Annotated in this window: 19 protein-coding genes; 16 read left to right on the top strand and 3 right to left on the bottom strand. The window is 65.1% G+C overall.

What is annotated here, in order from left to right:
* The first annotated feature begins 105 nt into the window (after positions 1 to 105).
* The 6 genes from AC07Y9_RS17545 (at position 106) to AC07Y9_RS17520 (ending at position 10,075) form a co-directional block, all read left to right on the top strand.
* Positions 106 to 4,422 carry a DEAD/DEAH box helicase gene (locus tag AC07Y9_RS17545; RefSeq protein WP_102679441.1) on the top strand — a complete coding sequence of 1,439 codons (4,317 nt, stop codon included), beginning with the start codon at positions 106 to 108 and terminating at the stop codon, positions 4,420 to 4,422.
* 185 nt (positions 4,423 to 4,607) lie between these two features.
* Complete coding sequence (locus AC07Y9_RS17540) at positions 4,608 to 5,819, top strand: MFS transporter (RefSeq protein ID WP_102679440.1); 1,212 nt, start codon at positions 4,608 to 4,610, stop codon at positions 5,817 to 5,819.
* Between the two features lie 255 nt (positions 5,820 to 6,074).
* Positions 6,075 to 7,001 carry a DUF72 domain-containing protein gene (locus AC07Y9_RS17535; protein WP_102679439.1) on the top strand — a complete coding sequence of 309 codons (927 nt, stop codon included), beginning with the start codon at positions 6,075 to 6,077 and terminating at the stop codon, positions 6,999 to 7,001.
* Entirely contained in the window at positions 6,998 to 7,795 is a 798-nt protein-coding gene (locus AC07Y9_RS17530; RefSeq protein ID WP_102679438.1) for an endonuclease/exonuclease/phosphatase family protein, read from the top strand. The genes AC07Y9_RS17535 and AC07Y9_RS17530 overlap by 4 nt, the downstream gene beginning before the upstream one ends.
* Positions 7,792 to 9,093, top strand: coding sequence for a cardiolipin synthase ClsB (clsB, locus tag AC07Y9_RS17525; RefSeq protein WP_102679437.1), 1,302 nt, complete (start codon positions 7,792 to 7,794; stop codon positions 9,091 to 9,093). Before AC07Y9_RS17530 ends, clsB begins: the two co-directional genes overlap by 4 nt.
* Entirely contained in the window at positions 9,080 to 10,075 is a 996-nt protein-coding gene (locus AC07Y9_RS17520) for a lysylphosphatidylglycerol synthase domain-containing protein (RefSeq protein WP_102679436.1), read from the top strand. Before clsB ends, AC07Y9_RS17520 begins: the two co-directional genes overlap by 14 nt.
* Positions 10,076 to 10,140: 65 nt before the next feature.
* On the opposite strand, the gene AC07Y9_RS17515 is transcribed toward AC07Y9_RS17520, so the two are convergent.
* The 3 genes from AC07Y9_RS17515 to AC07Y9_RS17505 all read right to left on the bottom strand — a co-directional run bounded on the left by AC07Y9_RS17515 (position 10,141) and on the right by AC07Y9_RS17505 (position 13,176).
* Positions 10,141 to 10,896, bottom strand: coding sequence for an alpha/beta hydrolase family protein (locus tag AC07Y9_RS17515; protein ID WP_102679435.1), 756 nt, complete (start codon positions 10,894 to 10,896; stop codon positions 10,141 to 10,143).
* Positions 10,886 to 11,995: a DUF3182 family protein gene (locus AC07Y9_RS17510; RefSeq protein WP_102679434.1), complete on the bottom strand. Its 1,110-nt coding sequence runs from the start codon at positions 11,993 to 11,995 to the stop codon at positions 10,886 to 10,888. The genes AC07Y9_RS17515 and AC07Y9_RS17510 overlap by 11 nt, the downstream gene beginning before the upstream one ends.
* Positions 11,996 to 12,177: 182 nt before the next feature.
* Positions 12,178 to 13,176, bottom strand: a complete 999-nt coding sequence (locus AC07Y9_RS17505; protein ID WP_102679433.1) for a GlxA family transcriptional regulator — start codon at positions 13,174 to 13,176, stop codon at positions 12,178 to 12,180.
* 103 nt (positions 13,177 to 13,279) lie between these two features.
* On the opposite strand from AC07Y9_RS17505, the gene AC07Y9_RS17500 reads away from it, so the two are divergent.
* From AC07Y9_RS17500 to AC07Y9_RS17455, 10 genes are all read left to right on the top strand, one after another.
* Positions 13,280 to 13,846 (top strand): cysteine hydrolase family protein, encoded by a 567-nt coding sequence (locus tag AC07Y9_RS17500; protein WP_102679432.1) that lies wholly within the window; start codon positions 13,280 to 13,282, stop codon positions 13,844 to 13,846.
* A gap of 740 nt (positions 13,847 to 14,586) precedes the next feature.
* Positions 14,587 to 16,470, top strand: a complete 1,884-nt coding sequence (locus tag AC07Y9_RS17495; protein WP_102679431.1) for a 3-dehydroquinate synthase — start codon at positions 14,587 to 14,589, stop codon at positions 16,468 to 16,470.
* Entirely contained in the window at positions 16,467 to 17,351 is an 885-nt protein-coding gene (locus AC07Y9_RS17490) for a UbiA family prenyltransferase (RefSeq protein ID WP_102679430.1), read from the top strand. Before AC07Y9_RS17495 ends, AC07Y9_RS17490 begins: the two co-directional genes overlap by 4 nt.
* Positions 17,348 to 18,115 carry an EboA domain-containing protein gene (locus AC07Y9_RS17485; RefSeq protein WP_102679429.1) on the top strand — a complete coding sequence of 256 codons (768 nt, stop codon included), beginning with the start codon at positions 17,348 to 17,350 and terminating at the stop codon, positions 18,113 to 18,115. The genes AC07Y9_RS17490 and AC07Y9_RS17485 overlap by 4 nt, the downstream gene beginning before the upstream one ends.
* A gap of 49 nt (positions 18,116 to 18,164) precedes the next feature.
* Positions 18,165 to 19,049, top strand: a complete 885-nt coding sequence (locus AC07Y9_RS17480) for a TatD family hydrolase (protein WP_053262842.1) — start codon at positions 18,165 to 18,167, stop codon at positions 19,047 to 19,049.
* Positions 19,046 to 20,278, top strand: coding sequence for a metabolite traffic protein EboE (gene eboE / locus AC07Y9_RS17475; protein WP_102679428.1), 1,233 nt, complete (start codon positions 19,046 to 19,048; stop codon positions 20,276 to 20,278). Before AC07Y9_RS17480 ends, eboE begins: the two co-directional genes overlap by 4 nt.
* Positions 20,268 to 21,713 carry an alkaline phosphatase family protein gene (locus tag AC07Y9_RS17470; protein ID WP_102679427.1) on the top strand — a complete coding sequence of 482 codons (1,446 nt, stop codon included), beginning with the start codon at positions 20,268 to 20,270 and terminating at the stop codon, positions 21,711 to 21,713. The genes eboE and AC07Y9_RS17470 overlap by 11 nt, the downstream gene beginning before the upstream one ends.
* Positions 21,692 to 22,831: a hypothetical protein gene (locus AC07Y9_RS17465; RefSeq protein WP_102679426.1), complete on the top strand. Its 1,140-nt coding sequence runs from the start codon at positions 21,692 to 21,694 to the stop codon at positions 22,829 to 22,831. The genes AC07Y9_RS17470 and AC07Y9_RS17465 overlap by 22 nt, the downstream gene beginning before the upstream one ends.
* A gap of 10 nt (positions 22,832 to 22,841) precedes the next feature.
* Positions 22,842 to 25,238 (top strand): hypothetical protein, encoded by a 2,397-nt coding sequence (locus AC07Y9_RS17460; protein WP_102679425.1) that lies wholly within the window; start codon positions 22,842 to 22,844, stop codon positions 25,236 to 25,238.
* 199 nt (positions 25,239 to 25,437) lie between these two features.
* A partial coding sequence (locus AC07Y9_RS17455) for a hypothetical protein (RefSeq protein WP_102690471.1) occupies positions 25,438 to 26,455 on the top strand: 1,018 nt, incomplete at its 3' end.

Here is a 26,455-nt window from a genome sequence, read left to right as displayed (position 1 = left end):
TGAGAAAGTGTAGAGCAACAAAGCACACAGCCCTTCAGGGCTGCTGCCGCCAGCGGCGACAAGGCAGGCTTGCAACTTCACTCCGGCGGTCGCATAACGTTGTGCATGAACCTTCCCCAGATCCCCGCCAACGCCCTGCCGGGTTTTCATCCCGCGGTCAGCGCCTGGTTCAACAGCTGCTTCCCGGCGGCGACCGCCGCCCAGGCCCGGGCCTGGCCGCTGATCCGCCAGCGCCGCTCGACGCTGATCGCCGCGCCCACCGGCTCGGGCAAGACCCTGACCGCCTTCCTCGCGGTGATCGACGAGCTGGTTCATCGCGGCCTGGAAAACGGCGGCACACTGCCGGAACAGACCCTGGTGGTCTACGTCTCGCCACTCAAGGCTTTGAGCAACGATATCCAGATCAACCTGCAGGACCCGCTGGCCGGGATCACCGCGCAACTCGAACACATGGGCCTGCCGCAATTGCGCATCAGCACCGCGGTGCGCACCGGCGACACCCCGCAGAAAGACCGCAGCGCCATGCGCAAGAGCGCGCCGCATATCCTGGTGACCACCCCCGAATCGCTGTATGTGCTGCTGGGCTCGGCCTCCGGCCGGCAAATGCTCGCCAGCACGCGCACGGTGATAGTCGACGAGATCCACGCCATCGCCGCCAGCAAACGCGGCAGCCATCTGGCGTTGAGCCTGGAGCGCCTGCAAGCCCTCTGCGCCGAGCCGCTGACGCGCATCGGCCTGTCGGCCACGCAGAAGCCCATCGAAGCGGTGTCGCGTTTCCTGGTCGGCCATGAACGCCCCTGCGAGATCGTCGACATCGGCCACGCCCGCCCCCGGGACCTGGCCATCGAAGTGCCGCCCGTGCCGCTGTCGGCGGTGATGGCCAACGACGTCTGGGAACGGGTCTACGAACGTATCGCCGAACTGGCGCGGGAACACCGCACCACCCTGGTGTTCGTCAACACCCGGCGCCTGGCCGAACGCCTGAGCCGCCACCTCAGCGAACGCCTGGGCAAGGACGCGGTGGCCGCCCACCATGGCAGCCTGGCCAAGGAGTTTCGCCTGGACGCCGAACAGCGTCTCAAGCGCGGCGACCTGCAAGTACTGATCGCCACCGCCTCGCTGGAGCTGGGCATCGATATCGGCGATGTCGACCTGGTGTGCCAGATCGGCTCGCCGCGTTCGATCTCGGCCTTTCTGCAAAGGGTTGGACGCTCCGGGCACCAGGTCGGCGGCACGCCCAAGGGTCGCCTGTTCGCCCTGACCCGCGACGACCTGATCGAATGCGCCGCCCTGCTCGACTGCGTGCATCGCGGCGAACTCGACACCCTGCAAATCCCCAGGGCGCCGCTGGATGTGCTGGCGCAGCAGATCGTCGCCGAAGTCAGCAACCAGGAATGGCAGGAGCAGCCGCTGCTGGAGATGATCCGCCGCGCCTCGCCTTATAGCGAACTCGACGAAGAGCATTTCCAGGCGCTGCTGCGCATGCTCGCCGAGGGTTACAACGGGCGCCAGGGCATCCGCAGCGCCTATCTGCATCGCGACGCCGTCAACCGCAGCCTGCGCGGTCGGCGGGGCAGCCAGCTGACGGCGGTGACCAGCGGCGGCACCATCCCCGACAACGCCGACTACGCCGTGCTGCTGGAGCCCCAGGCGCTGAATATCGGCAGCGTCAACGAAGACTTCGCGGTGGAAAGCATCGCCGGCGATGTGTTCCAGCTGGGCAATACCTCGTACCGCATCCTGCGGGTGGAAACCGGCCGGGTGCGGGTCGAGGACGCCCACGGCCAGCCGCCGACCATTCCGTTCTGGCTCGGCGAAGCCCCCGGGCGCAGCGCCGAACTGTCGTTTGCCGTGGCGCGCCTGCTGGCCCGGCTCGACGAGTTGCTCGGCGCCACCCCCGGCCAACTACAGCCCGCCCTCGACTGGCTGGGCGACAGCCTGGGCCTGGACGCCGCCAGCGCCGAACAACTGGTCGACTACCTGGCCCGCGCACGCCAGAGCCTGGGCGCGCTGCCGTCCCAGGACACGCTGATCATGGAGCGTTTTTTCGATGAGTCCGGCGGCACCCAACTGATCATCCACACGCCGTTCGGCAGCCGGATCAACCGCGCCTGGGGCCTGGCGCTGCGCAAGCGCTTCTGCCGCACCTTCAACTTCGAACTGCAGGCCGCCGCCAGCGAAGACGCCATCGTGTTGTCGCTGTCCACCGGCCACAGTTTCGAACTCGACGACGTCTGGCGTTACCTGCACAGCAACAGCGCCGAACACATCCTGGTCCAGGCCGTGCTGGAGGCGCCGCTGTTCGGCGTGCGCTGGCGCTGGAATGCCGGGGTGGCCCTGGCGCTGCCGCGCTTTGTCGGCGGGCGCAAGGTAGCGCCGCAGATCCAGCGGATGAAAAGCGAAGACCTGATCGCCAGCGTGTTTCCCGACCAGATCGCCTGCCTGGAGAATCTCGCCGGCGAACGGCAGATTCCCGATCATCCGCTGGTGGAACAGACCCTCGACGACTGCCTGCACGAAGCCATGGACAGCGAGGGCTGGCTGGCACTGTTGCGGCGCATGGAGCGCGGCGAGCTGCGCCTGATCAGCCGCGACCTGCCGGCGCCCTCGCCCCTGGCCGCGGAAATCCTCAGCGCCCGGCCCTACACCTTCCTCGACGACGCACCGCTGGAAGAGCGCCGCACCCAGGCCGTGCTCAGCCGCCGCTGGAGCGACCCCGAATCCAGCGACGACCTTGGCGCCCTGGATGCCGAGGCCATCCAGTCGGTGCGCGAGGAAGCCTGGCCCGCCCCCGGCAACCCGGACGAAATGCATGAAGCGCTGATGAGCCTGGCCTGTATCGGCGAGGACGAAGCCCAGGCCAACCCGCGGTGGACCGACTGGCTGCAAACCCTGGCGGACAGCGGGCGCGCCAGCCGCTTGCAGATCGGCGGCGGACAGGCCCTGTGGCTGGCCGTCGAGCGCCTGGGCTGCCTGCGGGCGATTTATCCACAGGCGCTGCTGCAACCGCTCCTCGAGGCGCCGCCCGGCTTCGATGAGCGATGGCAGCGCGATGAAGCGGTGGTCGAAGTGATTCGAGCCCGTCTCAGCGGCTTTGGCCCGTTGCCGCTGGAGCGCATCGCCATGCCCCTGGGCCTGAGCGCCAGCGAGGTCGCCCAGGTCCTGGCGCAGCTGGAAGGCGAAGGTTATGTGCTGCGCGGCCGCTTCAGCCCCGGCGAGGCCCGGGAGGAGTGGTGCGAACGGCATCTGCTGGCGCGGATTCATCGCTACACCGTCAAACGCTTGCGCCGGGAAATCGAACCGGTGTCGCTGCAGGACCTGATGCGTTTTCTGTTCGACTGGCAGCACCTGTCCAGCGCCACCCAGGGCCAGGGCAGTGCCATGCTGGCGCAGACGGTCGCCCAGTTCGAAGGCTATGCCGCCGCGGCCGGCGCCTGGGACAGCGACCTGCTGCCAGCGCGGATCAAGGATTACTCCGCCACCTGGCTGGATGAGCTGTGCCGCAACGGCAAGGTGGTCTGGAGCCGGCTCAGCGCCCCGCACAAAGCAGCCGGCGCGACCCTGCGCAATACGCCGATCGTGCTGCTGCCGCGCAGCCAGGTCGCGCTGTGGAGCGGGCTGGGCGCACAGCCCGACAGCGGCGAACTGTCGCCCAAGGCGCAGAAGGTCCATGAGGCCCTGAGCCAGCACGGCGCCTTGTTCTTCGATGAACTGCAGCATGAAGCCCATGTCCTGCGTACCGAGCTGGAGGTCGCCCTGCAGGAACTGGTGGCCGCCGGGCTGGTGAATGCCGACAGTTTTGCCGGCCTGCGCGCCTTGATCACCCCGTCCAGCAAGCGTCTGGCCCGCAGCGGCCGACGCGGGCGCGGGGCCGTGGTCGGCGGCATGGACGATGCAGGGCGCTGGGCCCTGCTACGGCGTCCGTCGCCAGTACCGGAGGGCGTCGGCGGTCATGGGCAGGCAACCCCACCGGCCACCCTGGAACACATCGCCATGACCCTGTTGCGGCGTTATGGCGTGGTGTTCTGGCGCCTGCTGGAACGCGAGGCCGACTGGCTGCCGAGCTGGCGCGAACTGTTGCGCACCTTTCATCGGCTGGAGGCCCGCGGCGAAATTCGCGGCGGGCGTTTTGTCAGCGGCCTGGCCGGCGAGCAGTTCGCCCTACCCGAGGCCATCGCCCTGTTGCGCGAAGTGCGCCGCCGCCCGCTGGATGGCAGCCTGATCGCGGTGTGTGGCGTCGACCCGCTGAACCTCGCCGGCACCTTGCTGCCCGGGCCGAAGGTCCCGGCCCTGGCCGGCAGCCGGCTGGTGTACCGCGACGGACTGCCCGCGGCCGCCGAGATCGCCGGCAAACCGCATGTCTGGCTGGACCTTGAGCCGCAGGCCAGCCTTGAGCTGCGGACCCGGTTGATTCGCCACTGATATCGGGTCGTGGGCGGCCTGGTACATCGCGTCGGCCTTATCGCGAGCAAGCTCGCTCCTACAGAAGCCTGCCGTCATTCGATATTTGCCCATAGGTCAAATATCAAATACCGGAACCGCTATTTTTCCGCACGATTCAAATCCGGACACTGCGCTCCATTGTCAAATCCACCGGAGTTGCAGCCATGCCCATTGCCTTGCTCGCGCTGACCCTCAGCGCCTTCGCCATCGGGACGACTGAGTTCGTCATCGTTGGCCTGTTACCCACCATCGGCGCCGACCTCGGCGTCAGCCTGCCGTCCGCCGGGCTGCTGGTCAGCCTGTACGCCCTGGGTGTCGCCGTCGGCGCGCCGGTGCTCACCGCGCTGACCGGCAAGGTCCCGCGCAAACTGTTGCTGCTGTCGCTGATGGTACTGTTCACCCTCGGCAACCTGCTGGCCTGGCAAGCGCCCAGCTATGAATCCCTGGTCCTGGCGCGCATCGTCACCGGCCTGGCCCATGGCGTGTTCTTCTCTATCGGCTCGACCATCGCCACCAGCCTGGTGCCCAAGGAAAAAGCCGCCAGCGCGATTGCCATCATGTTCACCGGCCTGACGGTGGCCCTGGTCACCGGCGTGCCGCTGGGGACCTTTATCGGCCAGCATTTCGGCTGGCGCGAAACCTTCCTCGCGGTATCCGCCCTGGGTGTGATCGCCTTTATCGGCAGCCTGATCTACGTGCCGAAAAACATCGCCCACAGCAAACCGGCGTCCTTGCTGCAACAACTGCAAGTGCTGAAACAACCACGCCTGCTGCTGGTGTACGCCATGACCGCGGTGGGCTACGGCGGCTCGTTCATCGCCTTCACCTTCCTCGCGCCGATTCTCCAGGACATTTCCGGCTTCAGCGCCAGCACCGTCAGCCTGGTGCTGCTGGTCTACGGCCTCTCGGTCGCCGTAGGCAACATCTGGGGCGGCAAGCTGGCGGACAAGCGCGGCCCGATCAGCGCCTTGAAGATCATCTTCGCCCTGCTGGCCGGCGTGCTGTTCCTGCTCACCTTCACCGCCGGCAACCCGTGGCTGGCGCTGGCCACCGTACTGGTGTGGGGCGCCGTGGCCTTCGGCAACGTACCGGGCCTGCAGGTCTACGTGGTGCGCCAGGCCGAACACCACACCCCGCAAGCGGTAGACGTGGCCTCGGGCCTGAACATCGCCGCCTTCAACCTCGGCATCGCCGGCGGCGCCTGGGGTGGCGGCCTGATCGTCGCCCACCTGGGGTTGATCCACACCGCCTGGATCGGTGGCCTGGTGGTACTGGGCGCCCTGGCCCTGACCGCCTGGAGCGGCCGCCTGGATCGCCTCGGCCCGGTATACGCCGAGCCGGCCGAGGGGTCGAGCCGGGTGGTGGTCGGGCACTGAGCCCACAGCCCTGACCGGCTAATGCCGATCAGTTAAACCATTGGCGCCCCTGTAGGAGCGAGGCTTGCCCGCGAACGCCACGCCGCGCAATGCCTGCTCCACCGCGTTGTCGTTCTTCGCGCGCAAGCTGCGCTCCTACAGGAGCGGCTCCTAGAGGATCGAAAACACCGTCCGTAGGAAGGTCGAAACTTTCCCGTCAGCCGGGCAGTCATCAAAAGACAGAGGTGGTTCGAAGGCCCCAAGACGGGAGCGGACATGGCGGCGATTCATATCGGTATTTCCGGCTGGCGCTACAAGCCCTGGCGTGGAGATTTCTACCCCGAGGGGCTGACGCAGAGGCGCGAGCTGCAATTCGCTTCGCGCGCAGTCAACAGCATCGAAATCAACGGTTCGTTCTACGCGCTGCAGACCCCCGAGCGTTATGCCGACTGGTATGCCGATACGCCCAAGGACTTCGTGTTCAGCGTCAAGGCGCCACGCTACATCACCCATATCCTGCGACTGCGGGATGTGCACAAGCCGATCGCCAACTTCTTCGCCTCGGGCGTGCTGGAGCTCAAGAACAAGCTCGGGCCGATCCTGTGGCAGTTTCCCCCAAGCTTTCGGTTCGACGCCGAGCTGTTCGGCGCCTTTCTTCAGCAATTGCCCGCCGATACCGAACAGGCCGCCGCCCTCGCCCGCCAGCACGAACCACGCCTCAACGGCCACGCCAGCACCAAGGCCTACGGCAAAAAATCCATGCGCCATGCCGTGGAAATTCGCCACGCAAGCTTTGCCGTGCCCGAATTCACCCATCTGCTGCGCCAGCACGGCGTGGCACTGGTGGTGGCCGACACCGCCGGCAAGTGGCCCTATTGCGAGGACCTGACCGGCGATTTCGTCTACCTGCGGCTGCACGGCGACAGGGCGCTGTACGCCAGCGGCTATACACCCCAGGCCCTGAAGCGCTGGGGCGACCGGATCGAGGCCTGGCACAGCGGCAAACAACCCGCCGATGCCCGGCTGATCGACGCCCGGCACCCACCCAGGGCGCGCAAGAGCCGGGAGGTGTTCTGTTATTTCGACAATGACCTCAAGGTCCGCGCGCCCTTCGACGCCCGTCGGTTGCTGCAGCGCTTCGGGCTCGACAAGACACTGGCGACAGCGCCCAGCGAGCCTGCCGCGCCCGGGGTGCTGCCATGAGCCATGACGAGTCGGCCAACAACCCGATACCGCCCGGGATCGGGCTCGCCGCCACGCGCCGCTTCACGGTGCTGACGGTGAATACCCACAAGGGTTTCACCGCCCTGAACCGGCGCTTCATCCTGCCCGAGCTGCGCGAGGCGGTGCGCAGCGTGGCCGCCGACGTGGTGTTCCTGCAGGAGGTGCACGGCGCCCACGACCAGCACCCGCAGCGCTACAACAATTGGCCGAGCATGCCGCAATACGAATTCCTCGCCGACAGCATCTGGCCGCAGTTCGCCTATGGACGCAATGCGGTGTACCCGGCCGGCGACCACGGCAATGCGCTGCTCTCGAAATTCCAGATCATTCGCTACGACAACCTCGACATCTCCCTGTCCGGGCACGAGAGCCGCGGCCTGTTGCATTGCGTGCTGCGCCTGCCCGGCGATGCCCTGGAAGTGCACGCCATTTGCGTGCACCTGGGGTTGCGCGAAAGCCATCGCCAGCAACAGCTGGATCTGCTGCTGCAACTGATCGCCGAGCTCCCCGCCGACGCGCCCTTGATCGTCGCCGGCGACTTCAACGACTGGCGGCTGCGCGCCGATGCACAGCTCGCCCCCAGTGGCTTGCAGGAGGCCTTTGTCAGCCAGCACGGCAAACCGGCGCGCAGCTTCCCCGCGCGCCTGCCGCTGCTGCGGCTGGACCGGATCTACGTGCGTCACCTGAAAATCCACCGCCCCCAGGTCCTGGCCTCCCATCCCTGGTCCCATCTCTCCGATCACGCACCGCTGTCGGTCGAGGTCGAGTTATGAACGACATGCCCCTGGAAAAAACCACGGTGGACCACCCGCCTGACGCGGGGCTGGCCCAGGAGCCGCTACGGATGGACCTCGAATACGGTTGGCACAGCAACAACCGGGTGGTGCTGCTGGAGAATGGCGAGGCGTATTTTCCCCGGGTATTCGAAGTGCTGCGCCAGGCGCAGAACGAGATCCTGCTGGAGACCTTCATCCTCTTCGAGGACAAGGTCGGCCACGAGCTGCACCGTATCCTGATCGAGGCCGCACAGCGTGGCGTGCGGGTCATCGTCAGCCTGGACGGCTTCGGTTGCGGCGAATTGAGCACCGAGTTCCTTGCCGCCATGAGCAATGCCGGGGTGCGCTTGCAGATATTCGACCCGGCGCAGCCGATTTTCGGGGTGCGCACCAACTGGTTCCGCCGCCTGCATCGCAAGATCGTGGTGGTCGACGGCGCCATCGCCTTTGTCGGCGGGATCAACTTCTCCGCCGATCACCTGGCCGATTTCGGCCCCCAGGCCAAACAGGATTATTCGGTAGAGATCCAGGGGCCGGCGGTGGTGGATATCCACCATTTCGCCCTGCTGCAAGGCGACCGCCCGGCCCGCGCCCGCTACTGGTGGCAACGCCGCCGGCAGCGCCGCGCGGAGCTGGCCCTGACCGACCATGACGGCCAGGTGCGCCTGGTCTATCGCGACAACCGCCAGCACCGCAGCGATATCGAAGAGGTCTACCGCCTGGTGCTGCGCGGGGCCCGCCAGCGGGTGGTGATCGCCAATGCCTACTTCTTCCCCGGCTATCGGCTGCTGCGCGAAATCCGCAACGCCGCGCGCCGTGGCGTCGAGGTGCGGCTGATCCTGCAGGGCGAGCCGGACATGCTGGTGGCCAGGCTGGCGGCACGCATGCTCTATGACTACCTGCTCAAGGACGGCGTGACCATCTACGAATATTGCGAACGGCCACTGCACGGCAAGGTGGCGCTGGTAGACGACGACTGGAGCACCGTGGGTTCGAGCAATCTCGACCCGCTGAGCCTGTCGCTGAACCTGGAAGCCAATGTGCTGATCCGCGACCGGGCGTTCAATCGCGACCTGTTCGAGCGCCTCGACCGGCTCAGTCGCGACCACTGCCAGGCCATGCCGGCCAAGGGCTCCGGGCGTGGCCGCTTGTGGCGCCTGACCGTGGGTTTCCTGGTGTTTCACATCCTGCGTCACTTCCCGGCCTGGGCCGGCTGGCTGCCCGCCCACAAGCCGCAATTGAAACCCTTCGGCCAGGCCGCCACCCCGCGGGAGTCGCCCCATGAGCCGCACTGACGCCCATGGCTCGACGCCCGCCGCGTCGCACTCCCGGTCGCGCTGGCAACGCCTGAAGAAACCGCTGACCATCGCCTTCTTCCTGCTGTTGATCGTGCTGTTCACCCTGCTGGCCCGGCGCATCGACTGGAGCGAAGTGCTCGGCACCCTGGCCGACTTCAAGGTGCGCACCCTGGTCATCGCCGCGGGCCTGACCCTGGCCAGTTTCCTGGTCTACGCCTGCTTCGACCTGATCGGGCGCACCTACATCCGGCAGAACCTCGGCTGGCGGCAGATCCTCCCGGTGGGGTTCATCAGCTACGCCTTCAACCTCAACCTCAGCGCCTGGGTCGGCGGGATCGCCATGCGCTACCGGCTGTATTCCAGGCTCGGGGTGAGCACCGGCAATATCGCCAAGATCCTCGGCCTGAGCCTGGCCACCAACTGGTTCGGCTACATGGCCCTGGCCGGCGCGGTATTCGCCAGTGGCCTGATGAAGTTGCCGCCCGGCTGGCAACTCAGCAACGGCGCGTTGCAGGGCGTGGGCGTCCTGCTGCTGGTGCTGGGCGTGGGTTACCTGGCGGCCTGTCGGTTTTCCCGACGGCGCGAGTGGTCGATACACGGGGTCGAGATCAACTTGCCCTCGTTACACATGGCCCTGCTGCAACTGGCCCTGGGCGCACTCAACTGGTCGCTGATGGCAGCGGTGATCTTTACCCTGCTGCCCAGCAAGCTCGATTACCCGGTGGTGCTCGGGGTGCTGCTGATCAGCAGCATCGCCGGGGTCATCACCCATATTCCGGCGGGGCTCGGGGTGTTGGAGGCAGTGTTTATCGCCCTGCTGCAACATGAGGTGTCCCGCGGCAGCCTGCTGGCCGGGTTGATCGCCTACCGGGCGATCTACTTCATCCTGCCGCTGCTGATCGCGCTGCTGATGTACCTGGTGGTGGAGGCCAGGGCCAAGGCGTTGCGCGTGGAGAAAAATCCGCGCAAAGGCAGCTGAGGCTATCGCGCGCGCGTTCCTCTCCAGGAGCGAGCTTGCGCGCCTCATTCAACCAGCGCTTGCGACTATCGCGACTGAATGATGCTCAAGCGTTCTCCCACCACCATTTCCGTGATCCAGTCCACTAGGATCGAGGTGTAGGCCTGCTGCGACACGGGATCGCTCAGGGCATGGTCGGCGCCGTCGATGATCCGGTGGGTCATGGAATGGGTCTGCTGGCAGGCCGCGCGGTAGCTCATGAACGTGGCGTGGGGCACATGCTCGTCGTTTTCCGATTCCACCAGCAGCACATCCCCGGTGAACGTCGAACAGGCATGCAGCGCCCGGTTGCTGTCGGCACGCACCAGGCTGCTGCGGTAATCCAGCAGGTCGGCCTTGTCCAGGTCGCGCTTGGGGCTGTTCCAGGCTTCGTCGCGGTACAGCGCCGGCACCCGCAATGCCAGCCAGCGCACCGGTCGCAGCGAGGTCAGGATGCTCGCCAGGTAGCCACCGTAACTGGTGCCCACCACGGCGATCGCCGAGGTATCGAGGGCCGGATGGGCCAGCAGGCGGTCATAGGCCGCCAACAGGTCGCACAGGTTGTCTTCGCGGGTCACGCGGTTCAGCGGGATGCCGCTGCCGGCATGGCCCCGCAGGTCGAAGGTCAGGCACACGCAACCCAGCCCGGCGATACCGCGGGCGCGCTCCAGGTCGCGCTCCTGGCTCCCACCCCAGCCGTGGACAAACAATACGCCGGGGACTTTCGACTTGGGGCTGAGGAAAGTCCCGCGCATCTGCTCGTCATCGATGTCGATTTGAATGCTTTCGCTTCTAGCCGTCATAGGATTGGACCGTTACATATTTGAGAAGAAAGTCACTGTGTTCCGCGGGCCCGCGATAGACCTCGATGGCATCGGTCGGCAAGGGCCGGTCGACATAGGTTTCCACCGCGGACACACGAATCGCGCGCATATCCGGATGATCGATAAAGGCCTGCAAAGCCGCCACTTCGGCGCTGCTGGCACCGCCCATGCGCCACGATTGCTCGAGTACGCCGCTGCGCTGCCGGCCTTCGGCGTCCAGGCCCTGGGCGATGTCGTAGTTGCGCCGGGAGGCGAAGAATCGGGGATAGGCCTCATCGGCGGCGGCGTCGAAAACCCGCGCCTGCTGCACCGCCAGGCGCACTTCCTGTGGCAGTTGCAGCGCCAGCAACTCAGGGTAGCCACCTGGCACCACCAACAGCTCGGAACCGCCGTAGACCTGCTCGCCGTCGGAGTCTTCGGTCAGGTACTGCTGGCCGCAGTAACTGAGGACGTGGCCGGCGATAAAGGACTGGCCGACGCTGTAGGTGGCCACCTGTTGCAGATCCTGCTCCAGGACCACGCCTTGATTGAACTGCCGGGCGACGTCCGGTTGCGCCAGCATCTCGTCGAAGCGCTCCAGGCTCTCGATCACCTGCTGGCCGCGACCGGCGCAGGCATGGATCGGTTTCATGCGGATCGGCCCGCTGTAAAGCAAATGACTGGCCGCTGGCCGGGCGTCATTCAGGGAAAACACGCTCAGGCCGTCCAGCACCACATTGCGCACCCGCTGGGAGAACAGCGGCGCCCAGCCCGGCGGGGCCACGGCGTTCCTGTTCAACAGACCATGGGTAATGGCCTTGGTGCAGATAAAGTCATGCTCGACATACCCGCCCCACAGGTCGTCCGGCCCCTTGAGCCGCAATTGCCGGGCCGCGGCGGGGCCGACGATGGTCTGCGTCGGCAACAGGTACAGCTCGCTCTGCCCATGCACGAGCGGGTCGTAGTCACCGGCGAACTGCAACCCGAGGATCTGCGCCAGCCAGCGGGCCAGCGCGCGATTGGTCTCCACGACATGCTGCGAGGCCCCCGGATGGACCGAGTGGGCGACCACCAGCTTCTTGCGTTGCGTCGGGGTCATGCGTCCCCCTTCGTCATCGGCGTGATGAATGTACAAGACAGGGTGCAGGGATCACGCCAAGGCCAGGGGGAAGTCGAATGCCCCCATGGAATAAGCGCTCCAGGCCATCGCTGCTGGCATTGCGCCTGTTCTATTTTGCACGATCGGCCGGCGACGCCCGGTATTTTGCACGACCCGCGGGATCAGCCCTGCCCGGCCCGCGCCGGCGGTGTCACGCCGAAACGCGCGCGATACTCGCTGGGCGCAAGCCCGGTGATCTTCTTGAAGGTGGCGCGGAACGCCCCCGGGTCCTGGTAACCGACCGTCCAGGCGATATGGTCGATGGTGCCGTTGGTGAACTCGAGCATTTCCCGTGCCTTGCCTACCCGCAAGTGCTGGCAATATTCGGTGGGCTTGAGCCCGGTGGCGGCCCGGAAGCGCCGCAGGAAGGTGCGCTCCTCCAGCCCGGCCTGCTGCGCCATGACGGCGAGGGAAACGTCCACCGCGCCATTGGCCTGCAGCCAGTGCTGCACCTTGAGGATCGCCGCGTCGCCATGGCCGAGGATCGGCGCGAAGTTACTGCCGCACTGGCTGGCGCTGTCGCTGTGTTCGATCACCAGGAAACGCGCGGTGCCGCTGGCGATGCTCGGGCCCAGCAGGCGGTCGACCAGGCGCAGCCCCAGCTCGGACCAGGCCATCAGGCCGGCGGTGGTAATCAGGTCGCCGTCGTCGACGATCGGCTTGTCGGCGTTCAGGCGGATGTTCGGGTAGCGCTCGGCGAACCGCTTCGCCGAGGTCCAGTGAGTGGTGGCGCTGCGGCCGTCAAGCAGGCCGCTTTCGGCCAGCAGGATCGAACCGACACAGACCCCGCCCAGGGTCGCGCCATTGGCATGCTGCTGGCGCAGCCATTGGATCAGTGCCTGCGGTGCCTGCGCCTGGGAAAAACCGGCCATCGAGGGTGGGATCAGCACCGCCAGCAATGGACCGTCAGCACCCGGGCAACTGTCGTACACCCGTACGGGCGCCTGGTCGGCCTGGGCCTGCCAGTGGCTGATGCGCAGCAGCGGCAACTGTGTGCTGCGCTGTTCGGCGGCAATGCGGTTGGCGACCTCGAACAGGTCAGTCAAACCATGCACCGCGGCCATCTGTGCGCCGGGATAGATCAGCACGCCCAGTTCGGCGACTGCGCTTTCCATACCCATTGTCAGTTTTCCCCCTGCTATTGTCGGTGCGGCCAATCCTCGACCGGCCCGCCGGAGCCAATACTGGACTCCACAGCCAACCACTACTTCAGAGGAAACACCCATGGCCAAGCAAGCGCTCATCGTAATCGATATCCAGAACGACTACTTCCCCAACGGCAAGTGGCCCCTGGTCGGCGCCGAAGCCGCCGCCGACAACGCCGCGCGGCTGATCCAGGCCTTCCGCGACAGTGGCCAGCAGGTGGTGCACATCCGCCACGAATTCACCTCCGACAGCGCACCGTTCTTCACCCCCGGCTCCAGCGGCGCGCAACTGCATCCGAAGGTCAGCAACCGCGCCGACGAGCCGGTGGTGCTCAAGCACTTCGTCAACTCGTTCCGCGAAACCGAGCTCAAGGCCATTCTTGACCAGCACGGCATCGAACAACTGGTGGTGGTCGGCAGCATGAGCCACATGTGTGTGGAAGGTACCGCCAGGGCCGCCGCCGACCTGGGCTACCCGGTGAAAGTGATCCATGACGCCTGCGCCACCCTCGACCTGGAGTTCAATGGCCAGCGAGTCGCGGCGGCACAGGTTCAGAGCGCAGTGATGTCAGCCCTGGCGTTCGCCTATGCCAGCGTCTTGTCCACCGAAGAGTTCCTTGCCGCCGAACGCGTCACTCCAGCCTGAGCCCACGGCTGCGGTGAGTTTTCCCTCACCGCAGCCGCCGTGCAGCCCGATCTTCACGGACAACCGGTGCAGAAACAGCCAGGTCCATGGCGCACGGCAATACATATTGTTTCAAGCAAGGCAACTTAACCGAACAACTTCGCGAGTGATTCTCACTACCAAACAAACAACCGCCCCATTAAATAAGTCCATACAGTAAATTCGCCCATACAACTCAATAAAGACCAAACCAACAAGCCACCTATTCAATAGCCAACTAATAGTCAGCCTAAGAATAGTTATTTCAAATCCTGCCTTATCCCCCACCTCCACTTCCCAAAGTATTCCCTTTATAAATTGCGGTGCTTATTTCTTTTGGTTACTTCTCTTGCATATGAAAAAAGGCAATACATTCTATAGCCGAACACCACACCAAAAAAATCTTGCACCGCCCGAATCCATTGACTAAAACCCACAAAAACAGGTCATCACCGTCAATCCACAAGACTGTTCGCAACAGTACAAACACATTATTCCCGGGCTTTCCCAACGAACCAGAAAAGCGTATTGCAGCCAGCTCGCGCGGTTCACTTGCAAAACTCCAGGCCTTGGCTAAGTTGATGACTAATCGTCATCCAAGTGTTCTCCAACGGGGCAAAAACCAATAAGAACCTTTCGAGGAATTCAATAACCGAACATCTCCCCTGCCTTACAAGCTGAACTGACACGGAATAAGTCATATCAATCAAGAGGGATGCTTGATGAAGCGCAGCTCGTTGCCTCGTGCCTTCTCGCTGAAGAGTACGACTGAGAATTACTGGCTCTCGTTATTCCTGTTCTCGATCCTGGTGGTCGCCAGCTTCCTGCTGTTCGAACAGCAGATCCAACAACTGCTGAACCATCTGGGCAGCTTGCTACCCACCGACCCCACGCAACGTTTAGGCCTGGCCCTGCTGCTGGTAGCCCTGCTGACGCTGGATGTGCTGCTGCCAGTACCTTCAAGCCTGGTGGCGCTGCTGGCCGTGGCCGCCCTGGGTGCCATCGGCGGCTACCTGGTGATCTTTATCGGCCTGTGCCTGGGAGCCTGCCTGGGCTACTGGCTGGGGGCAGGCTACTTTCGCCTGCTCTCCAACTGGCTCGGTCTCAGAAACTGGCAACCCGGGCAACTGGCCTATCGCCTCAGTACCTTGTCGCTGGTCTGCCTGCGTGGTGTGCCAGTGCTGGCCGAGACCTCGGTGCTGGCCGCCGGCATGCAGCGCTACCCACAGCGCCAGTTCCTGCTGGTCACCACCCTGGCCAACGCCGGACTGGCCCTGGCCTACAGCGCCATCGGCAGTCTGCTGGTAGAGCAGAATGCCCTGCTGGCGACCATTCTCGCCAGCATGGTCCTGCCGGGCCTGTTCCTGGGCGGCCGCAGCCTGCTCAAGTCACGCGTCGCGCAGCCGCAGGGTGATCGAGCGCGCTCCCTGGAGGGTCGCTTCGAGGTGAGCTACCACTATCCGGTACTGTTCACCGACCACATATTCCAGGCGGACAATGCCTGCCTGCACCAGCAACTCACCCGGCAGCATCCGGGGCGGACCACAGCGCTGGTGTTTGTCGACGAGCAACTGCTGCAGTGCTCCCCACAATTGCCACAGCAGATCAGCGATTACTTCAGCGCCCATACCGCCGACCTGCATCTGCAGGCCGCGCCGATCGCGGTGCCGGCGGGGGAACTGAGCAAAACCCCGGAAGTGCTCCAGCAGTTGTATGCGCACATGCTGCAGCATGGCCTGGACCGGCACTGCTATGTGCTGGCCCTGGGCGGCGGAGCGGTACTGGACGCCGTGGGCTACGCCTGCGCCACCTTCCACCGGGGCATGCGCCTGGTCCGCATCCCGACCACGGTGCTGGCCCAGAACGATGCCGGCATCGGGGTGAAAAACGGCATCAACGCCTTCGCCCAGAAGAACCTGCTGGGGGCGTTCTACCCCGCCACGGCAGTGATCAACGACTTCCAGCTGCTGCTCAGCCTGTCGCACCGGGACCAGATCGCCGGCCTCGCCGAGGCGGTGAAAGTCGCGGTGATCAAGGATCATGCGTTCTTCCAGTGGATGGAGCAGCAGGTCGAGGCCCTGGCCAGCTTCGAGCACAGCGCCAGCCGTTATGCCATCCGCCGCTGCGCCGAGTTGCACCTGGGCCATATCAATGGTGCCGGCGACCCCTTTGAACGGGGCAACGGCCGGCCTCTGGATTACGGCCACTGGGCCGCCCACAAGCTGGAAAACCTCAGTCGGCACCGCTTGCGCCATGGTGAGGCGGTGGCCGTGGGCATGGCTCTGGATGCGCTCTACGCCAACGCCATCGGCCTGCTGTCCGATGGGGAAACCCAGCGCCTGCTGCACGTGCTGGACAAGCTCGGCTTCAACCTGTGCCCCGCGGAACTGCGGCTGAAAGACGCCCAGGGTGGCTCTCTGGTGCTGCAAGGGCTGGAAGAGTTCCGCCAGCACCTGGGGGGGCAGTTGTCGATCCCGATGCTCAACCGCCTGGGCCAGTCCATCGATGTGCACCACATCGAACTGCCAGTGATGGAACAAGCCCTGTTGCGCCTGGCCAGCTTCGGCAGAGCGGACTTCGCCTGGAGCGAGGGCTGCGCGCAATGACGCCTTCAGCGCTGAGCACCTGGCTGACACTGGGGCGGGTCTCCAACCTGCCGACGGTGTGGACCAACACCCTGGCCGCCGCCCTGCTGGCCAGCAGCGCCACCGCCCTGGCGCCGCCCTCGTCGCTGGTCTGGACCCTGCTGCTGCTGGTGCTCTCGGCGCTCTACCTGGCGGGCATGCTGCTCAACGACCTGCTGGATGCCGACTGGGATCAGCGGCACCAGAACCCGCGCCCCATTGTCCTCGGCCTGGTCAGTCGCACTCAGGTGAGCCTGGCCACCACCGCCCTGCTGCTGTTGGCGTTGCTGTCGCTGCTGGGGCTCAGCCAGTTGATCGCCCAGCCTCGCTGGCTGCTGGCCAGCGCCGGATTGTTGCTGCTGTTCATCCTGGCCTACAACCTGCTGCACAAAAAACACCCCCACAGCGTCTGGCTCATGGGCGGCTGCCGCTCGGCCCTGTACCTGACCGCCGCCGCCAGCCTGGCCATGCCACCGCAACCGTTGTGGTGGTGCGCCGCGTTGCTGGGCGCCTACATCGCCGGCCTGACTTACCTGGCCCGGCTGGAACATAAGAACCAGCTGCTCAGCCGCCTGCCGCTGCTGCTGATGCTCAGCCCGCTGGCCCTGGTCGCTTATGCCGACAACGGCGTGTTCTGGCTGGTACTGCTGCTGTGGCTGGGCTGGTTGGGCTGGCACTACCGGCGCCATCTGGCCAACCCGCGGCAGCGGCAGATCCGTGCCTTTATCGGTGCCGGCCTGGCCGCCCTGCCACTGTTCGATGCCCTGGTACTGGCCCTGGCCAACCAACCCCTGGGCAGCCTGCTGTGCGTACTGGTGTTTTTCCTGCTTCCCCACCTTCAACGCTGGATCAAGCCGACATGAGCATGGACGTCATTGCCCCATCCTCGAATGCGCTCGCCCCCCGCCATGCCGCCTTCGCCGAACGGCGCCGGCAGCTCGACGGACAGCTCGCCCCCGACACCCGCCGCTGGTGGCAAGAGGCCCTGGAACAACTGGCCCGGAAGCCGTCGGCCAATACCCTGGTGCTGCTCAGCAGCCAGTGCAAACGCCGCCTCGGTGACAGCCTGGTACCCGACAGCCAAGGCTGGACCCGGAGCCAGCTGGCCCGCGCGCTGTTGCTGGCGCAGCTTCTGCAACAGCAGGCCAGCGCCGATCGGTTGCCCTTGTTGCGCCAGCTGTTCCTCTGGGCCGACGACTCGGAAAAGAGCGCCCTGCTCAAGGCCCTGGACGACCTGGATAGCCAAGGCCACAGCCTCGACCTGGCGCTGCAGGCGGGGCGCACCAATAACCGCGAGGTGTTCGCCGCCATCGCCCTGGACAACCCCTTCCCGGCCCGCCACTACAACGACCGGGCCTTCAATCAACTGGTGCTCAAGAGCCTGGGCATGGGCCTGGACAGCCGCCGGATCAACGGCCTGGCCCAGCGGCGCAGCGTCGATCTCAACCAGCTGGCGCTGGACCTGATGGAGGAGCAATTGGCGGCGCAGCGCAACGTTTCCGACGGGTTGCCCCAGACCATCGCCTTCGAGTTGTTGAGCCCGGCCCAGCGTCTGCGTCTGCGCGACCTGTGCCAGCAGCGACGACTGCCGCCGCACTGGCTCGAACACCTTACGGCCGACGCCTGAACAAGCTAGGCGTCACCACGGTTTTCTACAACCACATAAGGGACTCACCATGCTGAAGTACTTCGACCCACATATTCATATGGTCAGCCGCACCACCGACGACTATCAGAACATGGCCGCCGCTGGCATCACCGGGGTGATCGAGCCGGCTTTCTGGCAAGGCCAGGCGCGCACCAGCGTCGGCAGCTTCATCGACTACTTCGATACCCTGCTGGGCTGGGAACGCTTTCGCGCCAGCATGTTCGGCATCCACCACTTTTGCACCATCGGCCTCAACCCCAAGGAGGCCAATGACCTGTCGCTGGCCAACGAGGTGCTGGAGATCCTGCCGCGCTATCTGGTCAAGGACGGCGTCGTGGCGGTAGGGGAAATCGGCTACGACGACATTACCCCGGAGGAAGACCGCTTTCTCGCCGCGCAACTGGAACTGGCCAGGCAGTTCAACCTGCCGGTGCTGGTGCACACCCCGCACCGCGACAAGATCGGCGGCACCAAGCGCACCCTGGCAGTGATCCGCGAAGTGGGCATCGCCGAACATCTGGTGATCATCGATCACCTCAACGAACTGACCCTGCCCCTGGTGCTCGACAGCGACTGCTGGCGCGGGCACTCCATCTACCCCAACACCAAGATGTCGGAGCAGCGCATGGTGGCCCTGCTCAAGGAGTACGGCACCGAGAAAATGGTGGTCAACAGCGCCGCCGACTGGGGCATCAGCGATCCGCTCAAGGTGCCCAAGACCGGACAGGCCATGCTCGCCGCCGGCTTCAGCGAAGCCCAGGTGGAGCAGGTGCTGTTCCACAACCCGGTGGATTTCTTCGCCCAGAGCGGGCAGCTGGACAAGCAGTGGGTGAGTGCCCCGCTGCCCATCGACCAGCGTCGTCAGTGGCAGGACAACTCCGCCCTGCGCGGCCAGGAACCGGTGGTCAAATGAGCGCTCGTCGGGGCTGGAGCGCCGCCCAGATCGGCTATTGCAGCAACGTGCACCCAGCCCCCGACCTGGCCACGCTGAGCGCCTCGATCGAGACGCACTTCCAGGGCGTGCGCCAGCAACGCGGCCTGCCCGAACAGGACAGCGGGTTGTGGATCAGCGCCCAGGCGGCGGCCGAGCTGCAACAGCCGCAGGCCCTCATGGGATTTCTCAGGCTGTTGCGGCACAGCGGGCTGCGCCTGACTTCGCTCAATGGCTTTCCCTACGGCCAGTTCCACCAGGGCGCGGTGAAAGCCGAAGTCTATCTGCCCAACTGGGCCGACCCGCAGCGCCTGGAGTACAGCCTGCAACTGGCGCGGATCCTGGCGGCGGCCCTGCCGGAGGATTGCCCCAAAGGGGTGATTTCCAGCGTGCCGCTGGGGTATGCCGCCACCTGGAGCCTGGCCCACCGGCAACGGGCCGAGCAACAGCTGCGCCAGCTGACCCAGGCCCTGGCCAGGCTGCGCCGGGAGACCGGCAAGCAGATCCTGTTCTGCCTGGAAATGGAGCCCGACTGCGTGCTGGAGCACACCGACCAGGCCATCGAATTCTTCCGCCGCTGGCAAGCCACGGATCCCCATCATGAGCATCTGGCCCTGTGCTTCGATGTCTGTCATCAAGCCGTGGTCTTCGAGCATTGCCATGACGCCCTGGAGCGGCTGCGCCAGGCCGGTGTGCCGGTGGGCAAGATCCAGCTCTCCAATGCCCTGATCTGCCGCCTGCCGGAAGCGGACCCGCTGCGGCGCCAGCAGGTGCTGACGGCCCTGGGGGACTTTGTCGAGGCCACCTACCTGCATCAGGTCAAAGCCCGGGACCACCAGGGTTGCCTGCTGGCCTGGCCGGACCTGCCCGCCGCGCTGCAGGCCGGCGAGCTGGCGTCCTGCCCCGAGCTGCGCATTCATTTCCATGTGCCGCTATTCAGCGAGCAGTTGTTGCTGCCCGAACTCAGCGGCAGCCAGAGCGCGCTGTTGCAGACCTTCGATTACCTGGCGGAGCACCCGGAAGTGCACCCGGTACTGGAGGTGGAAACCTACAGCTGGAACGTGCTGCCCGCTCCGCTGCGGCCACAGACCGAACAGGCGCTGCTCCAGGGCATCGTTGCCGAGTTGCGCTGGGTCGAAGGGCAATTACGCGAGCGGCAACTGCTGAGCCCCCCATCCCCCGCGCAGGAGGCCTGCCCCCATGGCGTCTGAAACGAGCTGCCCACCGCTGTTGCTGATCAATGTGGTCGGATTGACGCCGAGCCTGCTGGGCGAGGCCACGCCACGGATCAATGCCCTGCTGCGCAACGCCGCGATGACCAGCCTGCAACCGGTGTTCCCGGCCGTGACCTCGACCGTGCAGGCCTCGCTGCTGACTGGCCTGACGCCCGCGGAACACGGTATCGTCGGCAACGGCTGGTACTTTCGCGACCAGGCCGAAGTGCGCTTCTGGCTGCAATCCAACGCCCTGGTCCAGGGGGAAAAGGTCTGGCAGACCCTCAAGCGCCAGCGCCCCGACTTTCGCTGCAGCCAGTTGTTCTGGTGGTTCAACATGCACGCAGAGGTGGATGCGGCCATCACTCCACGCCCCCATTACCCGGCCGATGGGCGCAAGGTGTTCGGGCTCTATTCGACGCCCGCCAGCCTGCACCAGACCCTCGAGCGGCAGATCGGCGAGTTTCCCTTCCCCGGTTTCTGGGGGCCCGCGGCGGGCATCGCCTCCAGCCGCTGGATCGTCGATTGCGCCATGGCCGAGTTCCAGCTCAACCGACCCGACCTGCAACTGATCTACCTGCCGCACCTGGATTACAGCCTGCAACGCCTGGGCCCCCAAGACCCGTCGATCGCCGACGAGGTCCGCGCTATCGACCAGCAGGTGGGGCGCCTGCTGAGCTTCGCCCAAGCCCAGGGCGCCAGGGTGATGCTGCTCTCCGAATACGGCATCGAGGCGGTCCGGCAATCGGTGTCGATCAACCGCCTGCTGCGCCGTGAAGGATGGCTGCAGGTCCGCCAGTCGCTGAGCTGGGAATTGCTCGACCCTGGCGCCAGCGCCGCCTTCGCCGTGGTGGACCATCAGATCGCCCATGTCTACGTGAAACGCGCCGAGGACGTGGCCCGGGTCAAGGCGCTATTGCAGCGCCAGCCGGGCATCGAGCAGGTGCTGGACAAGCCCGCGCAACGGGACTGGCAACTGGACCACGAGCGCAGCGGCGAACTGGTGGCGGTGGCCGCGGCCGGCTACTGGTTCGATTACCGCTACTGGCTCGACGACTGCCTGACCCCCGACTTCGCCCGCACCGTGGACATCCACCGCAAGCCGGGCTACGACCCGCTGGAACTGTTCATCGATCCGGCCATCCGCTTTCCGAAACTGCGAGCGGCGCGGCGCCTGCTGCAGAAGAAACTCGGCTTTCGCTACTACATGGACCTGATCCCCCTGGATACCCGGCTGGTCCGCGGCAGCCATGGACGCTTGCCGGCCAGCCGCGCGACCGGTCCGCTGCTGATCACCAATTGCGGTCTGTCGTTGCCGGACCAGCTTCCGGCCACGGCAGTCAAGCAACTGCTCCTGCAGTACTTCCTGGAGCGCCCTCACCACGACCCGGCCAATGCCAAGGAGCTTCCATGCGGCGAGCCATCTCTATAACAGTTCTGAGTGCCGTGGCCGGTTTGGCCCAGGCCCAGAGCGCCAGCCCTTACGACTGCAGCAATTTCTTCACCTACGGGACCGACGTCGAGAAGACCCGCAGCGACTTCCTCGCCAGTCCCGAGACCCAGGCCTGGAACTGGTTCGTCTGCCTCAACCAGCCGTCCGCCCAGGGCAGCCCCAACCGGGTCTGGGAAGGGCTCAAGCCCTCGAGTCAGGTGTTCCTGCCCAATGGTGCCCCGCCCCAGCCCTACCTGCCGGAGCAGCCCGCGCCCGACGCAGTCCTGGAACAGGCCCGGCAACTGGGGATGAACCTCGACCGGACCTTCCATGACCTGGACAGCACGCTACAGGTGGACGGCCTGCCCCTGCTGATGGGCGGCCAGGTACCGGAAGCGCAACGGGGCCAACCGGTACGTTTTCTCTTGCAGATGGGCCAGGGCACCTTCGACTACATCGTGCAGAAACGGGTCTACAACATGAACGGTCAGTACGCGCTGACCAGCGACCTGAAATTTCCCGAGACCTCCTGGGAGGTAAAAACCTCGTGGATCTGGATCGGCACCGATGCCACGTTCAAGCAACAGCTGGAAAACGACGGCTACTACATCATCCAGGCCTACTACCCCCACCAGAACCAGTATCAGGTCGGCTATGCCGCGCTCAGCGGCATGCACGTGATCAACAAGCTGAGTCCCAAGTGGATCTGGACCACCTTCGAGAACGTCAACAACCACAAGTACACCGTGACCAACGCCGTGCCGGCCACCCCGATGACCAACACCACCGGGCCGACGCCCCCCTCCATACCAGTCAACAGCAGCTTCCAGGGCAACTACCCCTACCTCTCGAAGTACGAGTTGATCGGGGTCGAATTCCAACCCGTGACCCAGGTACTGGCCAATTCGCAACTGGAGTCGGCCTTCCAGGACACCTCATCGTGCCTGGCCTGCCACGGTACCGCGGCCTACTCGAAACAGAAGGGTTACTTCAATTTCGCGATGAAAGAGGACGGCGGGATCGTCTACCCCACCACCCCGCTGCCGGATTCGGACTTCGCCGATTACAACAAACTGGACTTTGTCTGGTCGCTTAAACGCGCCCAGTGGCAACGCTAAGGAGCCTGACATGAGCGTATTGAACTTCCCCCGCATCTACCTCAACGGCCATATGTTCTGGAACCCGCCAACGGCCAACAACAACGATGCACTGCCGCTCTATGACGCGGTCAGGATGGACCTCAACTGGCAGTTCCTGAACTCCTATGACATCAATCCCCAGAACGCTCCCGAAGCGCTGATGCCCTGGACCATCCGGCCGTTGTCCAGAACCCAGGTGCCTCACTATGTATTGCAGGTGCCGACCAATGCCTCGAACTTCCGCACCCCGTTCATGCCCGCCGAATGGGACCTGTTCGGCGACAATGCCTGCGGCACCGTGAGCTACAAGGACACCCAGTCAACGATCATTGGTGGCGAGCTCCAGGCCAATACCTACATCGACCGGGACCCGCTGGTCAGCAAGAGCTTTCAGTTGCTCGGCAACCCCTTTGGCAGCAAGGCGCCCACGCCCGCCCGCTTCGTCGATATCAGCCCCTGGCAGAACACCTTCACCGCGCTGTATTTCGACAAGCTGGTGCTGGGCGACGCCCAGTGCGGCCTGACCCTCAACCGCCAGTACCGGATGCTCGACCGCTTCCTGAACTTCAACTGGGCATCCACCTTCGGCGGCCTGAGCTATGTGACGACCACCTGGCAGACCTGCTTTGCGAGGGAAAACCTGGACTGGGCCGTCGGCGATTCGCTCCTGCTGCAACAGCTCCAGCAGCAGATGATCGAGCAAGGCGCCAAGGGGCTGATGTTCCGCTTCTCCACCTACCTGACCTACTACGACAAGAACGGCGTGTTCAACGACTTCCCGCCGGTCAATACCCATTCCAGCAACCCCGAGGACGTGGCCCAGGTGCAGCGGATGTATGAGCAGGGGCTGAACAACGTCGCCGATATTTTCTACAACCCGGCCTACAGCAGCACGGCGGGCACCCTGGGCCTGTGGTTCGACGACGAATTCCCCACCGCCCCGGCTGGCCGGCGCCTGGTCCCGGCGGAGCCGGTGCCGGTCTACAAGACCACGCCTGGCGATATGCAAGACACCAAGGCCACGCTGGGCGTGATCCCTGTCCAGATCACCGGCGACACCCTGTCGCTGGATCTGTCCAATGGCATTCCGTTCTATCCGGTCGATCCCAAGGCCCCCATCGCGGTGGCCGAGAAATTCAATGCCGGCATCCTCCACCTGGGAGTGCGCCAGGAAGACCGGTTCATCTCCGCCGTCATGATCACCTACCCCCTGTACCGTCAGTCGGCCTTCAACCAGCGCTCAGGCATTCTCGACGTGCCCCTGACTGTCGAGCAAAAGAACCTGCTCGAGAGCGGCCCCCTGGAACTGCAAAAACTGCTGGCAAGCGCCGAACCGGTGATCGCCGCCACCCAGCGGCAGTGGACCGCCGAAGTGGTCGAGAGTGGAGGCTTCATCGATGTTGGCGACCACAAGACGCTGACGATCATGGTGCAGAAGGACGGCAAGCCCGCGCCGGAGGGCACCGAACTGCTGGTCGCCGAATACGGCAACGCCTATATGGTGACCACCAGCGACTATTACCTGGCATTCAGCAACGAAGCCGACTTCACCCTGTTCTACGATTACCCGGAAGAACCTGCGCTGAATCGCTCCAACCGGCCGCAGTTCATCGACACGCCGGTGGCTGTCAGCTATCTGGCCACTGGCAGCGGCCGCCGGCTCACGGACAGGCGCACGGTCGTCACCTCCAATACCGTGCCGGAGGGAGAACCGGTCGGTTATCAGCAGTTCCTCGACCAACCCATTACCGTCAACCTGCGCCCCTGCCTGGTTTTCGACAATGCCATCGCCCAGACCGGAACCCTGCGCGACGAAACGGCTACCAGCAGCGTCAACTACAGCATCGCCAGGATCCGCACCGACGCCAGCGGTGTCGCCCGACTGGGAATCAGGGCAGAGGCACCGGGTTTCCCTACCCTGCGTTTCTTCCTGCCCGAAGGCGGCAAGATGCCCGCCGTGCCCTTTAGCTTCAACTACTCCGAGGCCTACACCGACTGCCTCGCGCCTTTGCGGGTGCTGCCGCTGGAGCCGAAGCTGCAGCAGGACTTCATCGACTACTGGAACACTATCTACCGGGACCTGAACGCCAGCCAGCTGATGTGGAACAACTTCATCTACCCGCAGATCCTGCAGCCCTTCTATTACCTGTACCCGATCATGAACAAGTTCATGCCGCTCAACTCCCAGCAGCGCGTGGAAGGCGCCATCGACCAGTTGATCGTGCTGATCAGCAAGGAGTACCAGGAAGAAAGCACGCTCTCGATGCCCATCACCCGTGACATGTCGCAGAGCCGGCGGGCCGTGCTGGAGCTTTGGGCCAACGCCCTGGTGAAACACAATTACCCGCCGATGCCCCTGAGCATGAAGGACTTCCCCCCCTGCTGACAGGAGCCCCGTACCGGGAACACCGGGTGACACAGCGTCACCCGGCACTTCACAGGAGTGCCGCCATGAACGTCCGTCTCTTGCGCCGCCTGTTGCCATTGCTCCTGCTGTTCTGTCCCTGGGCTTTCGCCGGGCAGGACAGCAGCGAATCCTGGCAGCCGCCGCTATGAACCGACCCAACGCCAACTGGAGAGAACCGATGACAGCTCCCCTACGGATTCCCCCCCGGCCCCGTGAAGACTTGCGTGCGCACACGGTCATTCGAGAGAACCTGCTCAACCCCCGGGGCCTCTGTCTGCAAGCCGATGGCAGCCTGCTGCTGGCCGAAGCCGGCTCCGGACGGCCGGACCAACCGTTCAGTGGACGCATCAGCCGACTGCGCCCCGACCCGCGCCGGACGGGTGCCTACCTGATGCCCGAAACGCTGGCCCATGGCTTTCGTTCCATGAACATGCAGGCACGCATGCTGCGCGACGAAATCCTGGGGCTGTCGGATATCGCCTGCGGCGCGGGGCGTTGCCTGGCCAGCCTGACCGACTACGTCGAAGGCTCGAAAGTCCTGGACCTGGCCTGTAGCCCTCCCGAGCCTCTGTTTCACAGCCGCGGCAACCTCAACGCCCTGTGCTATCACCCCACGCGCCATCGCTGGCTGGCAGTCAAACCCGATAGCAACCAACTGGTGGAGTTCAGCGGCACCGGCGAGGAGCGGGTCCTGGTCGAGCTGCCCGACCTGGGCCAGGATCAGGATGCGGTGCCCGTTACCCTGGTCTACGAACCGAGTACCGGCGCCATGCTGATCAGCCTGTTCTCCGGCGAGTTGCACCAGGACCCGAGCCGCCGGGGCATCGACTTCGCCGACCAGGCCGGCCAGGTGATCCGGGTCTGGCCGGAAAGCGGCCACAGCGAAGTCCTGATCGAAGGCCTACAACTGCCCACCGGCCTGGCACTGACCCCAACGGGACAGCTGCTGGTGCTGGAACTCTGCGACCGTCTGCTGCAACCGCTGCTCACGAACTGGGACGGCGAATGCCTGCACGGCGGCTTCGCCCGCTTCAGCGGCCGCCTGCTGTGCTGCAACCTGCCGACAAGAGAAGTGAGTATCCTCGCCCAGGGCCTGGATACCCCGTCCAACCTGTGCCTGGTACCGGGGGCCGTACTGATCAGCGAAGGCATGGGCTTGAGTGGCCGCCCCTTGCCCACCCCCGACGGCCCGCCCG

The organism is Pseudomonas sp. GW456-L12 (assembly GCF_059424045.1).
This window is presented reverse-complemented; position numbering and strand designations above follow the sequence as displayed.